The following is a 22765-nucleotide window of genomic DNA, read 5'->3' on the forward strand; positions in this document are numbered from 1 at the left end:
TAACGGGCCACTGCCTGGAGATCTAATTGCTCAGAAACCTGCATCAGATTAGGACTTGGGCCCCTTACTGTGAAGACCCGCATAGTCCATGGCTAGTCAGTAGATAGTCGGAACCTCGGGGTTAGTGTGGGAGGTGGGCCTTCGTGGCAGCTGGCTACGGGTCTCAAGGAGATTTCAATGAAGACACTTGCCGCCGTAGCCCTGGCAAAGGGCGAGCCACTAGAGATGCGCGAACTAACTCTTGATGAAACCCGACCCGATGAAGTGCGAGTAAAACTCGTTGCTACCGGGGTTTGCCACACCGACGCCATCGTGCGCGATCAGATCTACCCACTCCCACTCCCACTGGTTTTAGGCCATGAGGGAGCTGGGATTGTTGAAGCGGTAGGAGATGCGGTTACCAGCGTCGCAGTTGGCGATCACGTGGTGCTTAGCTTCCCAAGCTGTGGAGTATGCGGCTCCTGTGTATCTGGTCACCCAGCATATTGTGTTGACTTTGGTGCTCTGGCAATGGGCGGCGCTCGCTCCGATGGAACAACCGCTTTTAAGGCCGAGGACGGCTCTAATGTCTCCTCCCACTTTTTTGGCCAGTCATCTTTCGCCACCGTAACCAACGTCTATGAGCGCAGCGTTGTGAAGATCTCAAAGGATGTCCCACTCGAGATCATGGGACCCCTAGGTTGCGGTATTCAAACCGGCGCGGGCGCAGTGCTAAATGTGCTCAAGCCCGAAGCCGGCAGCAGCATCGTCATCTTTGGAACCGGTGCTGTTGGGATGTCGGGTCTATTGGCCGCCGTGATAGCAAACTGCACCACCATCATCGCGGTTGACATTGTTGATAGCAGGCTGGCCAGGGCCAAAGAGCTCGGAGCCACCCACACCATCAACAGCAAAAACGAAGATGCCGTGGCCAAAATTCGAGAGATCACTGGGCAAGGCGCAAACTACGCCCTCGACACCACCGGGAACGCAATGGTCTTTGCTCAAATGACCAAGGCGCTTGGAACCCTTGGGCACGGTGCCCTGGTGGGCGCCGCAGCCCCCGGCACCGAGTCTCCTGTTGACATCGGTGGCCTACTGCTAAGCGGTATCAAGATCAGCATGGTTATCGAAGGTGACGCTGTGCCACAGACCTTCATTCCCAAGCTAATCTCGCTCTACCAAAAAGGACTATTCCCCTTCGACAAGCTCGTGAAAAAGTATGAGTTTGCCGAGATCAACACTGCCTTTGCTGACAGCGAATCTGGCGAGACGCTCAAGCCAGTGGTGATTTTCTAGTCTCGCAGCTCAATTCAAGCCGGAAGTCGAATCAAGTCAACCGTTTGGCCCTACTACCAGCTTCGCTAGGCCTTTTGGCTTAGCGAAGCTGTGAGTAGCGGGCCTTGATGCCGGCTTGTTTTCTGGTTGACACCGAGAGCTTTTTAAGAATCTCGGCCACTGAACTCTTGACGCTCGATAAAGAGAAATTTAGCTCTGCTGCAATCTCTGAGTTCGATTTATCCTGAGCCAAAAGTGCCAGCACTGTCTGCTCCCGGATTGTGAGATCGGTAAGTGGCTCTAGGCCCTGTTCAGTTTTTGCGATGTTTCGGTAGGTGACAGCTCTAATAGCCATTGACAGTAGTGATTGAAATACTTGGTAGTCGATCTTGAACTCTGGCAGTTCTGTGAACCTGGGCATGGAGGCTAGACCCACTACTCCGTAAAGGTAACCCTGGTCGTAAAGCGGCACTACCAAGGCGCTTTTGAGGTTATTGCCGACAATCACAGCATCGATGTCCGACTCCGGGGTGAGCTGACCTTTTTGGGCAGCTTCTAGAAGGTCCGATATCACGGTTGGTTGAGAGTTTTGCAGGGCCTGGGCAATGCGACCCGCACTTGAAAGTGCCACCGATTCCTTAGACGGGCCACTTCCCAAAAGACCGTAACGACCGATCTCTCTGATTCTTGCATCCGCGTCAATAGTTGCCAGGATCGTGGCAGCAAAACGATGGTTGGTGATCTCAAACATGGTGAGCAACTGGCAGATCTCGGAGAAGTTTCTGCAAGCAGAAATTCTTTGGGTAAATTGCTCCAACTGCTGCATGGCTTTTGATCCTTGGGCTCTAGTTATAAGGCGGGACACACCCGAACCTCATTAGCCACAGTCTATGGCTAAATAATGGCCATAAACTGGCCATATTTTGGCCATCGAGCCCCCTCTGTTCTGCACTATTTTCCTAGGCTTTTCAGATGACTAAAAGAGTTCTCTGGCCCCAAGTTTGGCTCGCGCGAAAGCCAGGCACTCCTAGACTGCTCAACTCGGCTCGCTTGCGTGATGAGCCCGGGAAGCAATTAGGTTTTGTGCTGACCTCCCTTTTGGTCTCAACAACCCTGGTGTTATCTCCAACTGCCGCTCAGGCCACCGCAACACTAGCGGCCCATTACGAAGCATCTAGTTACACTGCTGAGGGCACCTCATGGACGGCCACCGTAGGCTCGAATGGAACGACAGCGTTAGGCGGCATGCTAAAGGGTACTGGGCCAGAACATGTTATTTTCACCGGCAAAGAGAGCGCCAATAGCGATGTGTTAGCTGGGTCAATCGGAAGCATGGCGGGGGTTTCAGAAGTCACTGTTGAGATGAAAATTCGCCTCAAGGATTCGGGCAACGATTCGGGCAACGAGCAAAACGGCAGCGGGTCAATGCTATTTGCGTGGGAGACCGGTACGCCCTACAACGTTTACCATTTTGGTGGCTGGGTCGGGTTTAACACCGTCAACTCGGAATTATATGGATTCGATGCCAGCACCTTGCAGGGGTCTTTCCATAAGTTTGAGTTCCTGATGACCAAAAGCGATGTTCCTTCGACCCAGAAAATTTACGTGGATGGAGTCGAACAGACACTGAGCTTCAAACCCCTCTTGACCGCGGCGCACAGAACAACAAGAGACTTTGAACCACAGGGAAACTTTGTTTTCATGGATGCACTGAGGGGTAACAACCCAACCTCTAACACTTGGAATGCCATGGCAGACGTTGAATATTTCAAGATTTTTAAAGGCCCATCTTCGATAGTGGATTCGGTGGCCCCAACGCTAACTAGCTCGAACCCTGCTGACGGCGCCACTTCAGTTCTAACTGCGGCGAATATCACCCTGAACTTTAGTGAACCCATAGTCAAGGGCACCGGGAGTATAAGCATTGTGCCAACGGGAACTCCTGGAAGTGCAACCGTGCTTGAGGTGGCAAGTGGGTCAGTTGGGGTTTCGGGTTCCACGCTGACGATTAATCCACCCGATGATCTGTTGCCAAACACTGCCTATCACCTCTTAGTTGGGTCAAGCGCAGTCAAGGACACCACAGGGAATGCATTCACGGGTATCAGTAACGCAACAACTCTTAACTTCACCACTATTCAAAACCCGGTGCTTAGCTCTTCCAGCCCCTCAGATAATGCAACTTCAGTTGAGGGCAACACAAACATCGTTTTGACCTTCAGCCGGTCGGTCACGGCCGTTGCTTCAAAGAACCTAACCATTGTGAACACCTCGGACTCTTTGGACCAGCGGGTCATTGAAGCCACGGATCCTCAGGTCACGATTTCAGGTGCCGTGGTTACGATCAACCCCTCCTTAGACCTAAAGGGTGAGAGCAATTACGCTCTTTTGATTGAGGCCGGGTCCTTCCGGGACGCAAACTCGATGCCAGTCAGCGGAATCAGCGACTTGACTACTTTGAATTTCTCCACTGCCAAGACGCGCTTCACGGTGACTCTTGATGCCTCTGGAGGGGCAGGGGTGCCCGCAACTTTAATCACGAACCTAAGCGATGGTTTTGTGCAGCTGCCAAGCCCCACAAAGGCAAACGCAACATTCTTGGGCTGGTACACAGCACTGACAGCAGGAAGCAAAATCGGCGATGCGGGTGATTCATTTAGCCCGGAAGCAAACACCACGATCTTTGCTCAATGGGATCTCGCCTACACCGTCACCTTTTCCCCTGGCACGAATGCAACGGTGAGCCCAACCTCAGTGGCTTATCTTCAGAGCACTGGAGCAATAACACTTCCCACACCGATCAGGGCTGATTATGTCTTTGAGGGTTGGTATTCCGCGGACTCGGGGGGCGGCAAAATCGGTGATGCTGCGGCCAGCTACTCGCCTTCCTTAGATCTGACCTTATTCGGCCGTTGGAGCCAAGCTTCACTGGCCGGCATCCCACAGGCAGACAGAACACTTGTGAACACTGCCGTGATTGTGAATGGGGTTGAATCGATAAACATCTTTACGATCGGTTCCTCATCGGTTTCCCTCACTATTCCTAGCGGCGCCTTTGCTCAGGGGGTGGAGGTCAAGATTTACTCGATTGCCAATAACAATCGAGCTCAGACCGTTCTGCCTAATGAGACAGACTTTGTGAATTCAATTGTGGTGGCCTGGCTTGCCCCCGACACAACAGTGCCGGTAGCAAATAGCCCACTTTCACTCGTAATAAATGACCCCAACATCAAAGCTGGCGCCAAGGTTTTTTCAATTATTGGGGACCAGAGCACGTTATTGGCAACAGCCACTCAAAATGGCACAGTAACGATTCAGTTCACGACAGACCCGCTGATCGCAATCGCCAATCCACTTGCCACACCTCCCACTCCACCGGGTTCTGGCTCAGCTGGGGGTGACACAACCCCACCGTCGAACCCGTCGCCCGAAAGTCCTCCTGCCGCCCAGACTCCAGACCCAGTCCAGACTCCAGCTTTATTAAATAAAGGCGAACCCATTGAAGTGCTGTCAATGTCAGAGGTGGTCCTGGTTGGAGCGCGTCTTGAGCTAATAACGTCCGCCACGATTAATGGCCAGGAACTGAAGTTTAGATCTAGTGAATCTGGCACTCAAATAACGATTCTTCTCCCCATGCTTGCAGCAGGGGAGGCAACCCTGGTGTTGAATTTCAGCGGCGGCAAGTTGTCCCAGAAACTGCAAGTAGCTCAGGCCAACCTCTCCAAGGTGAACGCTGGCTCCTTCAACCAAGTTGTAGCAATTTATGCGAGGGGCTATGAGGGCCAACGGCTCAGTGCCAAGGTCGGAAACGACTGGGTTGTTGAGAGCTCCATCAAGGGCGGTTTTATTCGAATAACGGACCCTGTTAATAGGATCGGTAAGCCCCTAAATATCCGCATTTACATCGATCGAAAGCTAGTCCGCACTATTGATCTTGTCACCAATTGAGTTCCGTTTATTCAAGTTGGAACACAACCTCGGAACTCAACTTCTGGCGTCCTGGTGTCTCGCAACGGAATGCTTGAAGATACCTAGTCACTCTGTGAGTCTTGCCGAAGCGGACATTTAGTTTCGACCAGAAGCGGCCGCTGTCCGCGACCGAACTGGGTTGGATTACTGCCAGTGACCATGCCGAAAACTGTGACGCTCAGGGTAATGAAGACTGAGACTCTTGGTGAGAAAGCTTTAGTTGGGCAGCGCATGCGGGAAAACCGGCTGGGCTGGTTCTGGTTGCTTCATTTGGCACAAGCTCTTTAGTCGAATGTTCCACCTCGGCGCTCGCAAGCCGGCGAAGGTTTGTGCTTTAGAACTAGACCCTAATCTCAATGCCATCAGGCAATAACCCCAGGGTTCTTGCCTTCAAGACAGCCTGCTGTCTTGTGCCAACCCCTAGGGCACGACAGATCCTGACTGACTCTTGTTTGATAGTTGATTCGCTAAGAATCAGCTCTTAGTCAGAAATCAACTACTCGGGATCAGTCGGGTAATAGTGCCAACCCCAAATACCCCACTCAACCAGCGCCACTACTAACTCAGCTCAGCCAACTGGCTTCACTGGGGAACTCAGTTGATTGGAGTCTCTTCGACCATTGGACATTAGGTCCATAATTTGAGCAGTCAAGTATTGAAGCAAGCCTTTTTTCTGGAGCTATTGCTGCAACCCCCAATAGCTCAACACTTTTGAGTCTTGCCAGTGAACAGGGCTTCTGGGCCGACCTTAGGCCTCAGTCTTCGTCAAATGATCCATTCAGCGCAATCAGGATTGGTCTCAATGTTGACGGGCAACAATACTTTGCAAGACTAAGTCAGTGACCTACTTGTTTCTTCAACCAAAGACTCAAGCGAGACCTGCGTTTTTTTGAATCGGTTGGTTTCCTAACAGATATTTCCGGAAATGTTTATGACACAAGTTCGGCGCCGATTAATGGGCGTTGGGTTTTTAGAGTTTCTAGTTGCTAATGATTTATCTCGCATCATCAGCGGCCTAATTATTCGACAGGGCGCCCAGTTACCTCGACTCAGCTCGCCTGATTTGACACCCATGTTGTTGCTAGAACCAAGGTATTAAATTTGTTGGAGGAGTTTCGATTCGCTGTGGCGGGCAAAATAACAGTCCGCACCATTGTTCAACTTTGCTGGGATTCGCAATTCTTAATTGCAGGGCGGAAGCAAGTGGCGAATAGGGACCCCAATAACCTTGCAGCACTTCAGGCACGCATGCATGTTTCCCTCCGCATGTCCCCCAAAAAGGTTCTTCGGACTATTGGCGCGACTTTGGGTGGATGCGTAGTGTTATGAAGAATAATCCTGGGGGAAAAATGAAGCGATCAATAGCCGCAATCTTCGCACTAATTATTGGCTTATTAGTGCCTGTCTTGCCGGCCACTTCGGCTGCGATAACCAAGACCTTTACCATCACCAAGAGTGATGGCAGCATCTACGCGGGGGCTCAAGTGGCACTTTTGTCTTTTACGGTAGGTAGCCAGAACGGTACAACAGTGTCGGCGCTCAGTACGACGAACTCTAGTGGTGTGGCAACTATCACTGCTGATTCGAATATTGACTACTTCGGCTTCGCGGTAGTTCCCCCGATTGGCGACTTTACTCACGCCGCATTGAACGAGTACAACTCGCTTGACAAAAGCAACCAGAACATCTCTGCAAAGCTCAAGCTCGGTAACTTAGTCGTTGCCCTTAGAAATCTCGATGGCAGTTTTGCAAACCCGGGATCTTGGATTCATTTTCCTGCCACCGGCGACTATGCGGAAATGAGATCAGCTATTCCGGTTTTGCGAAGTGGGCCCTTTGCGATTGACTTGTCCTCGGATTTGAGTCTCGGGGAAGATTATCTAATCAGCGCTGAGCCCAATAACAACCCTGGAGCGTTTTTCACTGATTATGGCTTGAGACTCTTAACTGAAGGCGGACCAAACGATGCCTATAGCTTTTTCACAGGCCTTGATTACAGAACTTCGCTGACTGCCTCCCAGGAAGGTGGGATAAGCGTAATCAATTTCGCTTTCCAGCCAGGCAATTTATCGGGTCAGGTCCTTAGCCCAACCGGCGGAACTATTGCCGTGGCTGAAAGTGCAACGACATCCATTTCAATCTATGCATCGAATTCGGATGGCTCACCTGATTACGGAAAATATGTTGGCGGTGCGAATCAGATTCAGGGCAACGGATCATTTGATGCCAGGGTCAATACTGAAGTGGCTGGTAAGTATTGGCCAGTTTTCGCAATCGGAGGCTCTTTTTCAACCCCGAGTTTCTTGGGCGAACCTTTCTGGATGAACTCGTCGGGCTCCTATGCGAATTCTGTCAGCGGAGTTTTTCTTTCACCTGCGGAGTACAGATATCGAGGATTATCACCCGCTGCGAACTTAAAATTGCAAGCCAGGCAGGCGGGCTCCAGTGCTCCCCTAAGTTCCGATATCCAAGTTTCAGAAATGGAAACATCCAGTAGCGGTGCGTATTTTGGTCCAGGAGCAGTTCCGAATGGGGCGGCTGGTTTCGGATTGTCGGATGGCGCGTACCAGGTGTGGGTCAACGCCGATTCGGCTGAGGTGGCCGCCACGCGTTTTGAAGTGATGATTGTTTCGGGTGTGCCGACTGTGAGAACCGATGTTGGCGAACTTATCCAGCCTCAATCTGACGGCTCTTTTAATTTGGTTCTCAGCAGAACGAACTTATCGATCCGCTTGGTGACCCCAAGCACTCCTGCCGTGACGATAAGAAGCTTCTCAGCTGACATCTTTGAGGAATTTGAGGGAGGCGGAAACAGGTACATCACAGGAAATGGCACAGGTAATGGGTTGATTGGGCTTAGTGCCCCAGATGGCGACTTTGTCCTAAGCGTTAATGCTTGGACTGGTTCCTTTGCCGAGCGCAGGTATGGACTACGGGTTCTAAATGGCGTTGTGACGCTTAGAAACCTGGAGTCCAACTCTATAATTCTTCCAGTAGCTGGAGTCTATGTTCTAACTCCTAACAGCCCAAACATCACCGGTGTGGTGAAGGACAGTTCGGGAGTAATAATACGGACTGGTAATAATGTGAACATTGATGTCGCACTTGAGCGCGAGGTTGAGGGCTCTTTTTGGGAGCACGTATCCTCGACCAACGTGGGCATGGATGGATCCTTTGGGCTCAGAGGGGTCGAAGCTGGGACCTATAGGCTAAAAGCTAAGCCCAATGGTAGGTCCGACTTAGCGGAAACGTTGAGCTCAACCTTTGTTGTAACTGGTTCCGGATTCACACTTGATTTTCCAGATTTTAAAATGAATAAGTCTGACTTTGTCTTCAGAGTGACAGCGCCGGGTTCCTCGTTGGGGCTGAGATATGCAGGCGGTAATCTCCTCAGGCAGAGCTCCTCGAATGAGAGCAACTTCGAATACCTATCATCTTTTGATACCGGGTTTTCTGGTCTTTCCGGTATCGGCTTTACTAGCGCTGGGACTTACCGAATCGAACTTAGGGCCCCCGGCAATTTGTCGTCTTCGAGAGTAGCGGGCCGCTACTACCTGGTAACGGTCACTGGCAGTCCCGGGAGCTATACGGTCACTATTGATGGTATCGCTTCGACGGATGGTGTGTTTTCTTTAGCTCTCGCCGTGCCGAATGTGACCGGGCTAGTAAAGCGCCCCGACGGCACCGCCATCAACACAAATAATGGCGACTGGGTGAGTTTGAATTTACAAAAATATAGCACTGTCTCATCGAGTTGGGACTGGACCAACCAGTGGGCGGAGGTCGCACGCGATGGATCCTTTGGTCTTCGGTTAGAGGAGTCGGGTACCTATCGCCTGAGGCTGGAGCCGCATAATATTCCAGGCGCAGCCGTGACCTCGTCGACAGAATTCGTAGTGAATTCGAGCAACATTTCCAATCGTCTCATCGTCGACTTCCCCTCCCTCCAACTGGCTACTCCTACGGCAGTATTTTCAGTCCGAGAGCCGGGCTCCAGTGCCAACTTGAGAAGTGCAAGTATCGAAGTCCGCCAAGATGGGAACTGGGTCGACTGGATCACCACCAACCAGCAAGGTAGGGCTAGTTTCGCAGCGGAGTTGGACGGAAATTACGAATTTATAGTTCACCCCCCCTACAACAGTAATTTCACTCGACAGACTTTCTCCGGCACGGTAACTACCGTTGCCGGAGTGAAAACCCTCAGCATTGAAGGGGTCACCCCAAGCGCAGGAGTTTTTGCTCTTGAGTTGCAAGCGCCGAATATAAGCGGATTTCTTGTGGATGCAAATGGCGTGCGAATTGCTGCAGGTGACAACTTGCCGGTGAGCGTTCAACTCCAACGCTTTGTTTCAAGTGAAGCGCGTTGGGACTGGACCAACACAAATACCGATGTGAAAGCGGACGGTAGCTTCGGCCTGAAGTTTAATACTGCGGGAACATATAGGCTCCGCTTTGATCCATGGGGAAGCATTAAGTACTCCACTACATTCAGCCCCGAATTCACGATTGCCGCGGGCTCGGAGCCCAGCTTCTCAAGAAAATTTGGTGCTTTGGAGCTGAGGTCTCCCGCACTGTCGGGGGTAATCGTGGGCCCAACTGGAACAGTTGGCATTGCAAATGCCCAAGTTGTCCCGGTCGATTTAGCCACCGGGGAAGAACTTTGGGAGTACTCGCGGTCTACTGACCGACTCGGTCGATGGTCATTATCCCTACCAGCCGGGCGCTATAACCTTATGGCGCGCGCGCCCTATCAGTCTCTGATTCATGGCGACGGACCGTTGCTAACCGGAATTAGTGTGAACTCTTCGGGTCAAGCCACCGTAAACGGGGCTACTGTGCCCGCGGCCTTGCAGTTGAGGCTCAGTGAACCAACGTGGACTGGTGAAGTAGTTAGTCCGCTCGACCCCACTGTGAAGCTTCGGAATGTGTCTATTTGCCTCTGGCAAAGTGAGGCCAATAGCAACCAGAGTCGCTGCGCAAATTCCAACTCGGAAGGCAAATTCAGCCTCTCGAAGTGGGCTGGATTCACTGACTTTAATTCTTCCTCTGTTTTGACAATCAACCCGCACGGCTATTACGAGTTCACCGAAGCTAGATTCGAGGGGGCCGCCGCCATCGAAGCTCAGCTTGGTGCAATTGTCAATGGCTTAAGAGCTGATGACCGCCTAATCGTGCTTAAGCCATCATTGCCCAATGTTGAGTTGGAATTCATGGCCGGCAGTAAAGCGGCAGCGAATGTTTGGGTGAGTATTTTTGACGATGAAACAGGGCGTTGGCTCGGGGGCCGCACCACTGATTCCTCTGGAAAAGCTAGAATCAATGTTCCATCCTTATCGACCACCTTGAGGGTGGATGCTCAGGTGAGAAGCGATGCTTTTGGTGGTGCCTTCACGTCCACCAAAAAGCTATACACACCGACACAAATAGCAGCCAAAACAGTGTCTGCGCAGTTCGTTGACAAGATTCAATTGGACGTCCCAAACTTCAAAGCAATCGTTTACCAGCCGGGGATTAATTCATCTACCCCGGGACAGCCCGCTTTTAGAGCTTGGGTTGATGCTTATAACGAAACGACCAACGAATGGTTCAACGGGTCAAGTTCCAACGCTCTGGGTGAGACCTCAATGAGCTTGGGAGTTCCGCCTTCGGGTGTTGTTTGGAACTACCGAATCTCAGTGAATCCCCCTTGGCCAAATCCAGGTCTTCTCTCCCGAAAAACCTTCTTCGCACAGGTCAATACTGCTGGAGAAGTCAAAGTCTCAGCTACCGAGGGTGGGTTTGACAGTCACCCCTTGATTTTGAGTGGCGGGTACTTCCCGTTCATTTTGAACGCACCGAATGTCAAGGGAAGCGTCAAGATGCCTGTTGGTAAAGGTAACGACGGGGTGCGCGACAGCCAGGTCGTTCCAGTCGATTTCACTACTCGCTGGGATCTGTGGGAGTATGGCTCAAACACCAACCAGCTCGGGGAGTTTGGAATTACCCTTCCAGATGGTTCGTACTACATTTATGCCCGCGAACCTTGGAACGGCAATGATCTTGCCAGGTCCCAACAATGCCAAATTAACGTCATCGGATCCTCGGTGACTGGGCCTTGTGTCTCAGAAGGGCAGCTTGAACTCAAGCTTCGGGAGCCAAACCTTAAATTTACGCTGAAGGACTCCGCAGGCAATCCATTGCTGAACACTCACGTTGGGGTTTCTTATGGAAACTGGCACACCTGGGCGAATTCTGGCAGTACTGGTGAAATTTCGCTACTGATTGATTCGGCTGAGATTGCGGATCGCAATCAGGGCATCGCCGGTAACTTCGGGCTGCACTTTAACTTCAACCCACCAAGCAATTCAACGACAGCGGTTAGTTGGAATTGTGAGGCAGGCGAGGCAAAACCAGTTTGCAGTGCCTTACCCCGGTTAGTTCCCGGTCAGCCATACCTTGCAACACCATTGCAGCTTGGCCCCGTTACTGCCCTTAGCCCTAACACAGCGGTGGGGGTCACGTTCCCAAATAGTGAAGCGGCTCCGCAGTCATGGGTTAGCTTATTTGTCCACGAGACTGGCTATAAGCGCTGGCTTGGCAGTGCTGAGTCGAATGCCCTAGGTATTGCTCAATTCAACGTCCCAGATTCGTTGACGAGCGATCCCACCAAGAGGTTTAGCGTTGAAGTGGAGGCTCCTTGGGGCCAGAGAGTGGCTTTCTCAAGAGCCACCTATGAATCTAAAACTTACGAGGAGTTGACAACCGCAAAATTTGCCCTTGGCACGCCTAACCTGATCTTGACGATAAAGCAAAAGGATGGCTCAAGCCCGGCTCGCTGGTCTTATATAAGTGCCGAAGAAGTAAATCCCTCCACCCTAGCGCCGGTGAAGTGGGTTGCGGGATCGGGAACTGATCGAGCTGGAATCGCAGCTTTGGCTCTGGATGCTAGTAAGACCTATCGGCTGACAATTCACCCGGGCCCCGGATCGCAGGGTTCAAGGATTGACTGTATTTTCACTGTGGACTCTTCGAGCGCCGTAACCAAGTCAATTCCCGCTTGCGGCGGGAATGGCACGGTCACAAATAAGTCCCTAACACTTTCGCTGAGTCCTGGCAATCTAACGGGGCAGGTGTTTAGACCCGGTGGAGTTGTGGGCTTGAACGGTGCGATTGTGTTTGCAGAGGCCTTCAATGTTGAAAGTGGGGCTGCGGTATCTGGTCAAACTCGCGAGGCGGTAACCGACTCGCTCGGAAAATACGGACTGGATCTTGACCCGACGTACGACTGGAAAATTCGCGTGTTTCAAGTGAATGCTCCAGGAGAAATAACCCCGCTGGCGTCTGTTCTCGTGCCTGTGTCTGTATTAGGTACAGCACTGGGTGCAGCAACACCTAGTGCGCCAATCACTCAAAACTTCACCCTGAGTGTGAGGTAGTAACGCAATGAAAAAGCTTGCTGTAGTTGCACTTTTGAGTCTCATTGCATCCTTGGCGACTCCCGCACATTCTGCCCCCGCAAAGCCGACAAACCTAGCGGTGAGCAGTACCTCTCCAGCCGGAACTGCAACGGATCAGGCCAGCGCTACGGTTACTTGGACCGGGAGCTCTAATGCCCTCACATACGCAGTATCAGCAACTGCACCTGGTGTCACAAGCATCAACGGGTCAGCTCTGAGTTGCGCAGGTACTGCTTGCACGGCAGTTCTTGCAGGCATGACTGGCGGCGCAGATTACAGCGTGATAGTGACAGCCGTGGACAATGCTGGTGCAACGACGGCTTCGGATTCGTTCTTGTTTGAAGCTCGCAGTATTCCATTTGCACCCACTGTGAACGCCCCGACTCTAAATAATGGTCAAGTCACGCTGACTTGGGGCACTCCTGACAACGGAGGGCAGGTTATTTCCAAGTATGTAATTAGCAGTTCAGGCTTCACGTCCGCAGATGTGGCCGCGAATTTAAACACTTTTACCACCTCCAACCTAAATGCGGGCCAGGCCTACATTTTTAGGCTTGTCGCGGTAAGTAGTCTTGGAGCATCCGAGCAGGCAGTCTTTGATTCGATTACTTTTGCGGCAGTCCCAATCGTGCCCGGGGCCCCCACTGCTTCATCCGCTGGGAGTTCGATAACCGTCTCTTGGGTAGCGCCCGTGTCAAATGGTGATGCCATCACCTCTTATTCAGTTTTCTTGCTGAATAACGACGGTGACGATGTCGGCACCCCAAGCACTCCCAGCCCCGCAATTTCAACGAGTCTGACGCTGAGCAATTTGACATCAGGCACCTATACGCTGAGAGTAAGCGCAGCCAATAGGCAAGGTTCCAGTGCCCGCTCGATTGCCTCCACTCCTGTTGTAATTTCCTCGGGTGCACTCGCCAATAAGCCAGTTTTCAGCCCATCCAATCTGACTTCGATGGACATCGGAACTGATGCTTCGCTAACTGCCACGGCCCCATCTGGAGGGCAAGTCGCAGTTGCAGTGGCGGCATTGCCACTTAACGCCTGCACGTATTCTGCCGGTCGGGTGTTTGCAGTGGCTTCGGGAACGTGCACTTTGACTTCGACCATCCCAGCAAACTCGACCTTCAGCGCGGGAACTGAGACCCGGGTAATCACCATAAAGGCCGCTCAATCCATTACCTTTCCGCCCATCAGTGATAAATTTTTTCCTGGAGCAATGACCCTAGCCGCCACCTCCACTTCTGACTTAGTGGTGCGTTACTCGGTTTCTGGGCCTTGCTCAGTTTCGGGATCGCTTTTGAGCTTCTCGGGAGTCGGCAGTTGCACGGTGACAGCCTCTCAGCCGGGAAACAATACTTTTAGCGCCGCTCAACCACGACCCCAGTCGTTTCAAATCTCTAGTGCCTCTTCGCAAGTTGGAGGGTCTGGTGGAGGAGGATCTGGGGCAGGTGGCTCAACAGGACCCACTTCACCTGGAACTCCTGGAAACATTCCGAAAAATCCTGGGGGAGAAACTGGATCAGGCCTTGCCATGCCGGGTGCAAAAGTGAACGCCGGGTCTTTCAAGGGCTACGTGGCTATTTATGCAAAGAATCATCAGGGCCAGCGCCTATCCGCGAAGGTGGGCAAGGATTGGGTGATTGTGAAGTCAATACCTGCTGCAAAAAATAACCTTTATCGCCACGTCGAGTTCACGGGCGTTGGGGTTCGAATTCAGGTTAGGGTGTTCATAAATGGTGCGCTCCAGGCAACTATTCCTCTGTTAACAAAGTAAGCACAAATACCCAGCTCGAGAACTACGGACCTCCTGCTTTTGCAGGAGGTCCGTAGTTTAACTGTCATCTAGTGCTTAAGAGTGTGCAGCTTTTTGGTCCGGCACCTATCTTGAAGACAGGTGTTTTTGGTGGGCAAGAGCCAGCTTTCGGGTTTGTGTCAATTGCAGCGTTGGCACTTGAGGTCTTGAAGCCCCCAGTAGGGGTCTGCGGGCTTGCGCCATGCTGTGCGTCTGCTGCGATTTAAAATTCGGCCTTCGAATTTGGAGCTAGTGCTCGGAAATAGCGTCCACAAACTTCGTTCAGCAGTGATCCTCAGGAATGACCCCGCGAACCCTATGGGTCAGCTTGATGGCGCACTGCGTCCTAATTTTCAGATCTAGATGAGGGTTTTTAGATGATTCCATATAATTCGTTGCACAATTGAAAATTATTAGGGAGAGGGTGGAGTCGGTTAGTCCTGGGCGCATGTAATGCGCCGCTTGAGGCACTCACGAGACGGTGAAGCCTGTCAGTTTAGAACTAGACCCTAATCTCAATGCCATCAGGCAATAGCCCCAGGGTTCTTGCCTTCAAGACAGCCTGCTGTCTTGTGCCAACCCCTAGGGCACGACAGATCCTTACCGATTCTTGTTTGATGGTCGATTCACTAAGAATCATCTGCTGGGCGATAACCAAGTTGGTCCTGCCATGAGCCATGTCTATCAGAATCTGCACCTGGCGTTCTGTGAGATCTTGGGGTAAAGACTCGCGTGCTCCTGCGCCTGAGGCAACGGTGCGATACCGGGTTCAGTCCATGAATAGACCACCGGAATCTTGGATAGCTTTCAGGGTTCCGTTGTTTAGAGCCCAGGCATCAGCGCCAACCGTGTGAGTTATTAGAACCCGCCCGCTGGCAAATCGTCTCATAATACGACGCCGGCAGCAGCAGGGTTATCGAAGGTGACGCTGTGCCACAAACCTTCATCCCTAAGCTAATCTCGCTCTACCAAAAAGGACCATTCCCCTTCGACAAGCTCGTGAAAAAGTATGAGTTTGCCCAGATCAACACCGCCTTTGCTGACAGGGAATCCGGCCATGCCATCAGCAGGGCCGGATGGTTAGTAGCAGAAATATCCAAGGACTCAGGCAAACCTAAGATTTCGCATTTCAGAATTAAAAAGGTTCTCAGTAGCCCGCTTGGAACAATCAGGCCTCTTGGGCAAGTGACCAAAGGGAAGCCCTAAGCACACTGTCAGCCGCTTGAACCGCAACCCGGAAGGCATCCTTCGAGCACTCCTTAGTTTCAACAAGGATATTTTGTGATTTGCGGGGTGCAAGCGCTTCAGTCCGTCGTCAAATGAGCAATAAAGTGCTCATTTGTTATTGCGCACTAATGGTTACATTTGCTATTGTGTAATAAAAGTTACAGGAGGCCTCATGAGATTCACGCCCAGAATATTGGGACTTGTGGTTAGCCAAGCTCGCAAAGAGGCCGGGCTCACACAGCAGCAGTTGGCGCAACGTCTGCAAGTCTCCAGAAAATGGTTGAGTTCACTTGAAAACGGCAAAGAAGATGTGAATCTGAGACTGGCTCATAATGTCCTGTCCGAGCTTGGATACTCCCTCAGGCTCGAAAAACAAGTCTCGCTGGATGAAAAAGAGGCTAGCTCTCAAGAAGCCCTAGCGCCGAATAAGAAGCCAGCAGTCAGATGAACGCTGAACTCAACATCAAGCTGAACGGAATATCTTGTGGCGTCGTTAGTCAAACTCGCTCTGGAAATATAACCATCCAATATGACCCCGGTTACCAGGAAGACCAGACTCCTATTTCGCTGTCAATGCCAATTGGACAAATCGAATATCCGAAGAAAGTAGCCCTTCCGTTTCTGCAAGGCCTGCTGCCAGACAACGAAAACGCCTTGCGATCAATTGCCAAAAGGTACGGAGCCAATCAAAGAAACCCTTTTAGTCTCTTGAAACACGTGGGCCAAGAGGTAGCCGGTGCGCTGGAGTTCACTTCGGGCACCGTGGAACAGCCCATGGAGAGCACTCGCTTACTGAGCGAGTCGGACATTGAAACGATCTTGAAGGAAAAGATAAACGAGTATGAGGATGGCACGGTCGGTACTTCGACAAAGATCAATTTGAGCCTCGCAGGGGCTCAGGCCAAACTTGCCCTTCGATTGAATACAGATGGGTCGTGGCAGACACCCAGCGGTGAAGATATCTCCACGCACATAATCAAGCCGGTGCCCGATAGGTGGCAAAACCTAGACATAGTGGAGCACCAGACGATGTTGGCCGCAAGTTATTTAGGGCTCAATGTTGCCCAAACCCAGATATCTCAATTTGGAGCCACCCAGGTTTTCATATCCAAGCGCTACGATCGAAAAAAGACACCCGAGGGTGTTCTTGAAAGGGTCCATCAGGAAGACCTGTGTCAGGCACTATCAGTGCCTCCATCTAAAAAATATCAACGAGACGATGGCGGTCCAGGCGTTGGAGAAATTTCCCGGCTCTTTCAGGGAATTTACCGAAGCACAGAGCAAAAAAAGGTAGCAGCAGAGTTCTTTCGAGCTTTGGTGTTCAATGTGGCAGCCCGTTGCACCGATGCACATGCCAAGAATTATTCTCTGATTCTGGACCAGCGGTCGGTCTCTTTGGCTCCGCTATACGATCTTTCTTCCACGGTTCTTTACGGGCTCCCACAAAAATCAGCAATGAGCATTAATTCAAAGTATAAATTCAGCGAAATCACTTTTTCAGATCTAATCTTTGAAGCCAAGCGTCTCAAGTTAGATTCAGACTGGGCAGAATCAGTTATTAAAGAAACCAACGAAAATCTTCTACAGGCATTCAGCGATGCCGGCAATCAAATTCGAGCCGAATCTGATAGTGCGCACCCAACAACTAACGCCTTGCTAAATGCACTTAGCGATTCAAGGCGATAGGACAAAATCGCCTTTCTGATAAGAAACTAGAAACACATGAAATTTCTGTTTCGGATCAATTCGATCTTGCGAGCCGCTGGCTTAGCGGTGCTGATCGTTGGAAACGACAGCGAATGAATTAACCCTGCCCCAGAAAACCAGGAGGACCCAGGTTGATTCAGCCAGCTAGATGTTCTTGTGGCCCCTGCTAGTTAAATTCTTCCAGCAGTCCAGAGGCAACATCAAAGATGAAACCTCTGACAGCATCGGTGTGAGGGATCAAAGGTGAAGACTTGATCCTCGAGATGCTCTGCAGGACATTATTGGAATACCGTGGTCTTGGCATTTTTCCCATCAGGTATCTAATTGTCAACAGAGCCAGCTGGCAGATGAACAGCTGCCCAGTAGAGGTTTGAGCCCCTTGGGCTTGAACCTGAGTTAGCGACGAAGGTTCAAAGCGAAATCATCCAGGGCAGTTAGGACAGCCTCGGCCTGCCAAACTCGATTTCTTTGGCCAGATCCTTGCTGAGTCAAGATCCCCACCTCCACCAGCTTGTCAATTGCTAGCTGAGCGTTGGCTTCTGTGGTCGATAGCAACTCTTTTGCGCGTAACCGATTTATCACCGGGGATGCCAATAATTGATCGAGCAACCGATTAGCTCCAGCATCAGACCTGACGCCAAGTATTTGATTCCAAGAATCTCGAACGCTTGAGAGTTGACGCGCCAGAACCCTGCCGTTGGATACAGCAAGTAGCGATGCCCTTGCGAAAACCTCAACTATCGGCTCTGGGTTCCCAGCTCGATACTCATCCAGCGCTCCAAAATAGGCAGCGGTGTTTTTCAATAACCCTGCAGAAACCGGGACCATAACCGAGTTGGTAACACCCAACCGATTCAAAAGCACCTGCACCAATGCCCTGCCGGTTCTACCATTACCGTCGGTGAAGGGGTGGATTGATTCAAGCTGCGCATGGGATATTGCCACCAGCACCAGGGCCGGCAGGTCATCTCTTTGGCAAAATGCAAGCAAATCATCCAAGAGCTCGGACACTTTAGAGGCCTCGGGGGCAACGTATTGGGCTTTGTGTGGGCCATAGGGATCCCCGCCAATCCAAACCGGCACATCTCGCAGCCTGCCAGCATTCACCGGATCAAATTTCTCCAGTAGCACCCGATGAATCTCCAGCAAGCTATCTAGGCTAAGTGACGCACTTGCTGCCACCGCTGCACTCATTGCTCTTTGATTGCTAATGATCAAGCTCGAATTCACGGTTTCTTTAAGCCCTAGCTCTGCCCGAATGATTGCCGCCGGTGAGGCCGTCAGATTTTCTATCTGAGAAGAGGAAGCCGCCTCTGAGCGCAATAATATGCTCGAAAAAGGTGCAACCATCTGCCCCACCTCAACATCAAACCGAGCTAACTCAACGACAGCTTCATCCGCAATTGCCAACAGGCCGCTGGAAAGTAAAACCTGTCGGTTAGCAATTAGCGGGGCAACTGCCCCGAAGTAGGGGCCCTTATGACGCAGCAGCTGTCTTCTTGACACCGGATAGCTTGAATCAGGCTCCCAATAAAGCTGCTCCGACTCATACCTAGGCCAACTCAAGGCAAGCCCCCAATGTCCTTTTTCAATCGCACAGTCCTACCTTACGATTGTTTAACCGACTAAACAATCGTAAGGAGGCATTGAGGCTGGTAAAATTGTCGCGCAGGGCCTCGTGGATCAATTGTGCTTTTAGATCAAGCTGCCATTTAGGAGAGCTAAACCAGCTAGCCGAGTGGAAATTGAACGCAGAATCTTTTGTTATCTTACCCACCGCCATTTTGCATGACTCGCTTCTTGGGTTTGACCACTAGCCGCATGGGAATTAAACCCTGCTGATTAGCAATTACCACTGTGTTGAATGAAAAAACGGGCCCCAGAAAACCCAGGACCGGTTTGATTCAGCCTTGTAGATGTTCTTGTGGGCCTTGCTACTTCACTTCGTCCAGCAGTCCAGAGGCAACATCGAAGATGAAACCTCTGACAGCATCGGTGTGAGGGATAAAGGGCGAAGCCTTTATCCTCGAGATGCTTTGTAGGACATCGCTTGCGATGTCACTAAAAGACTCCGCCGCCCACTCGGGCTTCAAGCCGGTCTCCTTGCGGATACCTTCTTTGAATTCATCGTCAATAAAGGTGAGCATGCCGCAGTCGTTGTTGCTGGAAGAAAAATGTTTCTTTCCTCCGTCTTTAGGCCCAAGGAAGGTTTGGAGCCATAACTCTTTGCTGCCCCAGGTTGTGGCTTCCTTTTATTTGGTGGGGGAGTTTTTCCCGAAGGGCTGCAGAGTTATAGAAGAAACTTGAGATTTTGGCAAAGCCATGGGACGGCATTTACGAAGAGCTAACTATTGACTCGGGTTCTCGCGAAGCGAGCTCACGTGATAATCAATTTTATCGGAATGCTCGGCGACAAATTCTGCAAATCCAGGGCATCGAAGTATCTTCATCTTAGTAGAGAGCTCGAGTGCTCCGATATGGGGCCTTCGGTAATCTGCCAACTGCTTAGCTATCGCCAGCAGGCCGATTTGGGGATTCAAATCAACCTGATCTAGTAAAAAATCATCCGGGTGGACGAGTTGGACGCCGTGCACCTCGAATAAGTTTTGTGGAAAATCTTTAAGGTTGAATGTCACTAGGGCGCCAGCTTTACAAGCTAAGGCTGCAGCCAAAACATGCTTGTCGTTTTCGTGAACTTCTTGCAGCCCAGTTTCCAGATGCTCAAAGTCTCCGACCATTGCCTCAGGAAAGGCTAAATTCATGTACTCAGCCTGTTTTTTGAATGACAGACCGTAACCTGGGAATCGTCGCTCAAGTGCCCCTTGGGTTTCATCAAGTATATTTTGTGACCACCGTGGTTGGAAAAAGTGGTTTAGTCCAAATTCAAGAAGAGCATCCCGAAGGAGCTTTGAATACCAAACGTTCGCGTCCACTAAAGCCGTGAACAACTAGCTATTCCCTAATCAAAGGATTGTTAGCCAAGCTTTCTTCTGAATCCAGCTCAATGTCTGATAGCTCTCTCATCTTTGTGATTGCATTTCTTTGAGAGCTGGCCAGTTTCTCTCGCAGAGCCTGAACATCGGCGAAATTGATCTTCCTGTGTCTGCCGATGGTCTCGAAGGGTATTAGGTGCTGGGTAAGCAGCTTTATAAGTGTTGGCCTTGAAAGCCCCAAGAAATCAGCAGCCTCCTGAGTGGTGAGTTTTGTCTGATGTGAAATAATCGAAATCGATCTTCCCGCGCTAAAGTCCTCGGCAATCAATCTCAGGATTTTTGCTACTTGGGCAGAAAGCTCCAGGGCGGTTCCATCAGACAAAACTAACTTTGGTATTTGAGGTCTTGGGCCTCGAGAGCTGGTAAAGACATAACGTTCGAGCAGTTCAATTTCTTCTGCGGTCGGGCTAAAGGTGTCCATGGATGCAATATTATTCGAAATATTCAAAACAGTCAAGATTTTTTGGCAGGCGACTTGTTTGTTGGCGTTAGCTCCGGTTGATCCAAAGAATTGACATGTTACAGCCCCCCTTATTGGGCTCGCACTCTTAGACAATCAGAGGGAGGCCAACGGGGCAAAAGTCATTAGCTACTAGGGGGCAGCCCCCAACAATCCAGCTCCCAGCTCCACATCGCAATCAGTTCAAAGTTGAATGAGTAATACAGTGCGCAAATGACATTGCGCACTATTGGTTACATTTGTTATTGTTTATTACAAGTTACAGGGGGCCTCATGAGATTTACGCCCAGGATATTGGGTCTTATTGTGAGTCAGGCGCGCAAAGAATCTGGTCTCACCCAACAGCAGTTGGCACAGCGCCTGCAAGTTTCAAGAAAATGGTTGAGTTCAGTTGAAAACGGCAAAGAAGATGTGAATCTGAGACTGGCTCATAATGTCCTGTCAGAGCTTGGATACTCCCTCAGGCTCGAGAAACAAGTCGCCATGGATAAAAAAGATGAATAAAAATCGTGAGTAAAAAAAGCCACTTTCCAAGAAGCCCAACTGTCAAATCAGAAGCCAAACCAGATGAAAACCGAACTTAACATCAAGCTTGGTGGCATAGCTTGCGGCGCTCATAGTCCTTTAAGCCTTGCAGGTGCCTTAGGTCTTTAGGCAATAATGCCTGACGTGAGGGAGGGTTCTGGGGATAGTGGAAGTTCCAGAGCCTTGACTGATGCGCCACATGATTCCTGAGGTTATTTAGGGATTGAACAACACCTTTCATGAATCTCGCCCCACCTCCAAACTCATTTGCGACTGCTGTTGCAACGGGTTCATCCAGACCCGCAAACAGCCTGGAGATGTTGCCAAAGTCCAGCAACTCCACCGCTGCCCAAATTGGAAACTTGCCATCTTCAAACGTGTCGTGCTTGACCACAATATCGTTCTCTCTGTGCCTTCTCAGGGAGCCCCTGTAACCAATTAGCCATTTTTCATGGGCAGATCCAACCGAGTCTTTCTGGGCAGTTTTGAAATTTGGTGATAAACCAATTCAGTCGACAAATTGGCGTTTAGTGTGACATTTCGCCATTTAGTATGTGTGTGGCGGTTCTCTTTTTGCGACAAATCGAAAAATAGGAGAGTAGCGCACTGCGACAAAACCGCCTTTAGCGTTATAAAGAAACGTATAAGAACCAGGCGCATTGGCTCGACAAGGCTGACTCACTATTTAGAGAAGAGTGCGAACCGAGCGAAGGCACCTCAGCGTTGAGTTCACCTCTAACAAAGCTCATAAACTCCCAAATGCACTAGTTGTTCTCAACTTCTAGAAACCCACGGGCCATCTCACTCAAATCGTATGCCCGAGTCCGGTTCGGCATCGCGAATCGGGCCAGGGGCCAGAAGGCCACCAAAAGGTGCAGTGAATTTATTGGTCAACGGCAGAGTTGGCCCGTAAAGGCTCATGGCGTCAGGTCGTTGCAGGTACTTATTGCCATAGCGAAAGCTCAGCGAGTTGCCACTTTGGCGAAGCACCCCGGCAGGAATTGGTTCGGTCTTAAGGGAAGCCATACCCAGACGTAGATGAGATCAGAAGTCAAAGTTGCCATCGTCATCCTTTTTTCGAGGGTGGTCGACACGTTTCGGCAGCAGGGCAATCTTCTCTTCACCGCGAAGGCGCAGGGCAGCAAACTCGTTGGGGTCTTCTATAGAGAACAGCGGGAATCCGACGGCCAGCGCGACAGTGAATACATTGCCAACAGCTGTCGCAGGGGCACCAGCTTCGATGGCGGATACCGTGCGCGACGAGACACCGGCGCGGGCGGCAAGCTCTGCGATGGTCATCTTCTTCCCCATGCGCGCCAAGCGAACCTCGCTGCCGAGCACAGCAAGTGCATTCTCTGCTACTGCGGACATTCCAACTCGTGTGCGTCCCACGTTC

15 protein-coding genes and 1 pseudogene are annotated in these 22765 nt (G+C 51.0%); 7 read left to right on the forward strand and 9 right to left on the reverse strand.

From position 1 onward, the window contains the following. Window positions 1–177: 177 nt before the first annotated feature. Entirely contained in the window at window positions 178–1278 is a 1101-nt protein-coding gene (locus BLP47_RS02035; RefSeq protein WP_091849881.1) for an NAD(P)-dependent alcohol dehydrogenase, read from the forward strand. A gap of 79 nt (window positions 1279–1357) precedes the next feature. Here BLP47_RS02035 and BLP47_RS02040 read toward each other — a convergent pair whose 3' ends face one another. Next, window positions 1358–2122: a LuxR C-terminal-related transcriptional regulator gene (locus BLP47_RS02040; RefSeq protein ID WP_157671382.1), complete on the reverse strand. Its 765-nt coding sequence runs from the start codon at window positions 2120–2122 to the stop codon at window positions 1358–1360. A 107-nt stretch (window positions 2123–2229) separates the two neighbouring features. Here BLP47_RS02040 and BLP47_RS02045 point away from each other — a divergent pair, with 107 nt between their 5' ends. From BLP47_RS02045 to BLP47_RS02060, 3 genes are all read left to right on the forward strand, one after another. Further along, on the forward strand, window positions 2230–5205 hold the full coding sequence (locus BLP47_RS02045) for an Ig-like domain-containing protein (RefSeq protein WP_091849885.1): 2976 nt from the start codon (window positions 2230–2232) through the stop codon (window positions 5203–5205). A 1370-nt stretch (window positions 5206–6575) separates the two neighbouring features. Further along, window positions 6576–12641, forward strand: a complete 6066-nt coding sequence (locus BLP47_RS02055; protein WP_157671384.1) for a carboxypeptidase-like regulatory domain-containing protein — start codon at window positions 6576–6578, stop codon at window positions 12639–12641. Window positions 12642–12648: 7 nt separating this feature from the next. After that, entirely contained in the window at window positions 12649–14439 is a 1791-nt protein-coding gene (locus BLP47_RS02060) for a fibronectin type III domain-containing protein (RefSeq protein ID WP_091849892.1), read from the forward strand. A 520-nt stretch (window positions 14440–14959) separates the two neighbouring features. On the opposite strand, the pseudogene BLP47_RS02065 reads toward BLP47_RS02060, so the two are convergent. After that, a pseudogene (locus BLP47_RS02065) lies at window positions 14960–15160 on the reverse strand (LuxR C-terminal-related transcriptional regulator); the annotation flags it as partial. Window positions 15161–15856: 696 nt separating this feature from the next. On the opposite strand from BLP47_RS02065, the gene BLP47_RS02075 reads away from it, so the two are divergent. Together BLP47_RS02075 and BLP47_RS02080 are read left to right on the forward strand one after the other, a co-directional pair. Further along, window positions 15857–16132: a helix-turn-helix transcriptional regulator gene (locus BLP47_RS02075; RefSeq protein ID WP_091849897.1), complete on the forward strand. Its 276-nt coding sequence runs from the start codon at window positions 15857–15859 to the stop codon at window positions 16130–16132. Next, the gene (locus BLP47_RS02080) at window positions 16129–17370 is read left to right on the forward strand and encodes a HipA domain-containing protein (RefSeq protein ID WP_091849899.1); all 1242 of its coding nucleotides are present in this window, start codon (window positions 16129–16131) and stop codon (window positions 17368–17370) included. The genes BLP47_RS02075 and BLP47_RS02080 overlap by 4 nt, the downstream gene beginning before the upstream one ends. A gap of 417 nt (window positions 17371–17787) precedes the next feature. On the opposite strand, the gene BLP47_RS02090 is transcribed toward BLP47_RS02080, so the two are convergent. From BLP47_RS02090 to BLP47_RS02105, 4 genes are all read right to left on the reverse strand, one after another. Next, a complete protein-coding gene (locus tag BLP47_RS02090) occupies window positions 17788–18957 on the reverse strand; it encodes a Fic family protein (protein WP_157671386.1) in 1170 nt (389 codons plus the stop codon). Between the two features lie 368 nt (window positions 18958–19325). Beyond that, window positions 19326–19538 carry a hypothetical protein gene (locus tag BLP47_RS02095; protein WP_197672385.1) on the reverse strand — a complete coding sequence of 71 codons (213 nt, stop codon included), beginning with the start codon at window positions 19536–19538 and terminating at the stop codon, window positions 19326–19328. A gap of 201 nt (window positions 19539–19739) precedes the next feature. Beyond that, window positions 19740–20324, reverse strand: a complete 585-nt coding sequence (locus BLP47_RS02100) for a PIN domain-containing protein (RefSeq protein ID WP_249883411.1) — start codon at window positions 20322–20324, stop codon at window positions 19740–19742. 19 nt (window positions 20325–20343) lie between these two features. Beyond that, on the reverse strand, window positions 20344–20805 hold the full coding sequence (locus tag BLP47_RS02105; RefSeq protein WP_091849905.1) for an excisionase family DNA-binding protein: 462 nt from the start codon (window positions 20803–20805) through the stop codon (window positions 20344–20346). 312 nt (window positions 20806–21117) lie between these two features. On the opposite strand from BLP47_RS02105, the gene BLP47_RS02110 reads away from it, so the two are divergent. Continuing rightward, on the forward strand, window positions 21118–21348 hold the full coding sequence (locus BLP47_RS02110) for a helix-turn-helix domain-containing protein (RefSeq protein ID WP_157671388.1): 231 nt from the start codon (window positions 21118–21120) through the stop codon (window positions 21346–21348). Window positions 21349–21430: 82 nt separating this feature from the next. Here BLP47_RS02110 and BLP47_RS02115 read toward each other — a convergent pair whose 3' ends face one another. The 3 genes from BLP47_RS02115 to BLP47_RS02125 all read right to left on the reverse strand — a co-directional run bounded on the left by BLP47_RS02115 (window position 21431) and on the right by BLP47_RS02125 (window position 22761). Further along, complete coding sequence (locus tag BLP47_RS02115) at window positions 21431–21877, reverse strand: Abi family protein (RefSeq protein ID WP_091849909.1); 447 nt, start codon at window positions 21875–21877, stop codon at window positions 21431–21433. Between the two features lie 293 nt (window positions 21878–22170). Continuing rightward, the gene (locus tag BLP47_RS02120) at window positions 22171–22395 is read right to left on the reverse strand and encodes a hypothetical protein (protein ID WP_091849911.1); all 225 of its coding nucleotides are present in this window, start codon (window positions 22393–22395) and stop codon (window positions 22171–22173) included. A gap of 18 nt (window positions 22396–22413) precedes the next feature. Beyond that, entirely contained in the window at window positions 22414–22761 is a 348-nt protein-coding gene (locus tag BLP47_RS02125) for a helix-turn-helix transcriptional regulator (RefSeq protein WP_197672386.1), read from the reverse strand. Window positions 22762–22765: the final 4 nt, after the last annotated feature.

This window comes from Candidatus Aquiluna sp. UB-MaderosW2red (assembly GCF_900100865.1).
Classification (GTDB): Bacteria; Actinomycetota; Actinomycetes; order Actinomycetales; family Microbacteriaceae; genus Aquiluna.

Excerpts from the sequence above, each read along its gene's own strand:
- BLP47_RS02060 (WP_091849892.1), top strand. The coding sequence starts at position 12,649 with ATGAAAAAGCTTGCTGTAGTTGCACTTTTGAGTCTCATTGCATCCTTG.
- BLP47_RS02105 (WP_091849905.1), bottom strand. The coding sequence starts at position 20,805 with ATGGACACCTTTAGCCCGACCGCAGAAGAAATTGAACTGCTCGAACGT.
- BLP47_RS02080 (WP_091849899.1), top strand. The coding sequence starts at position 16,129 with ATGAACGCTGAACTCAACATCAAGCTGAACGGAATATCTTGTGGCGTC.
- BLP47_RS02055 (WP_157671384.1), top strand. The coding sequence starts at position 6,576 with ATGAAGCGATCAATAGCCGCAATCTTCGCACTAATTATTGGCTTATTA.
- BLP47_RS02120 (WP_091849911.1), bottom strand. The coding sequence starts at position 22,395 with ATGGCTTCCCTTAAGACCGAACCAATTCCTGCCGGGGTGCTTCGCCAA.
- BLP47_RS02075 (WP_091849897.1), top strand. The coding sequence starts at position 15,857 with ATGAGATTCACGCCCAGAATATTGGGACTTGTGGTTAGCCAAGCTCGC.
- BLP47_RS02095 (WP_197672385.1), bottom strand. The coding sequence starts at position 19,538 with ATGCTCACCTTTATTGACGATGAATTCAAAGAAGGTATCCGCAAGGAG.
- BLP47_RS02045 (WP_091849885.1), top strand. The coding sequence starts at position 2,230 with ATGACTAAAAGAGTTCTCTGGCCCCAAGTTTGGCTCGCGCGAAAGCCA.
- BLP47_RS02035 (WP_091849881.1), top strand. The coding sequence starts at position 178 with ATGAAGACACTTGCCGCCGTAGCCCTGGCAAAGGGCGAGCCACTAGAG.
- BLP47_RS02110 (WP_157671388.1), top strand. The coding sequence starts at position 21,118 with ATGAGATTTACGCCCAGGATATTGGGTCTTATTGTGAGTCAGGCGCGC.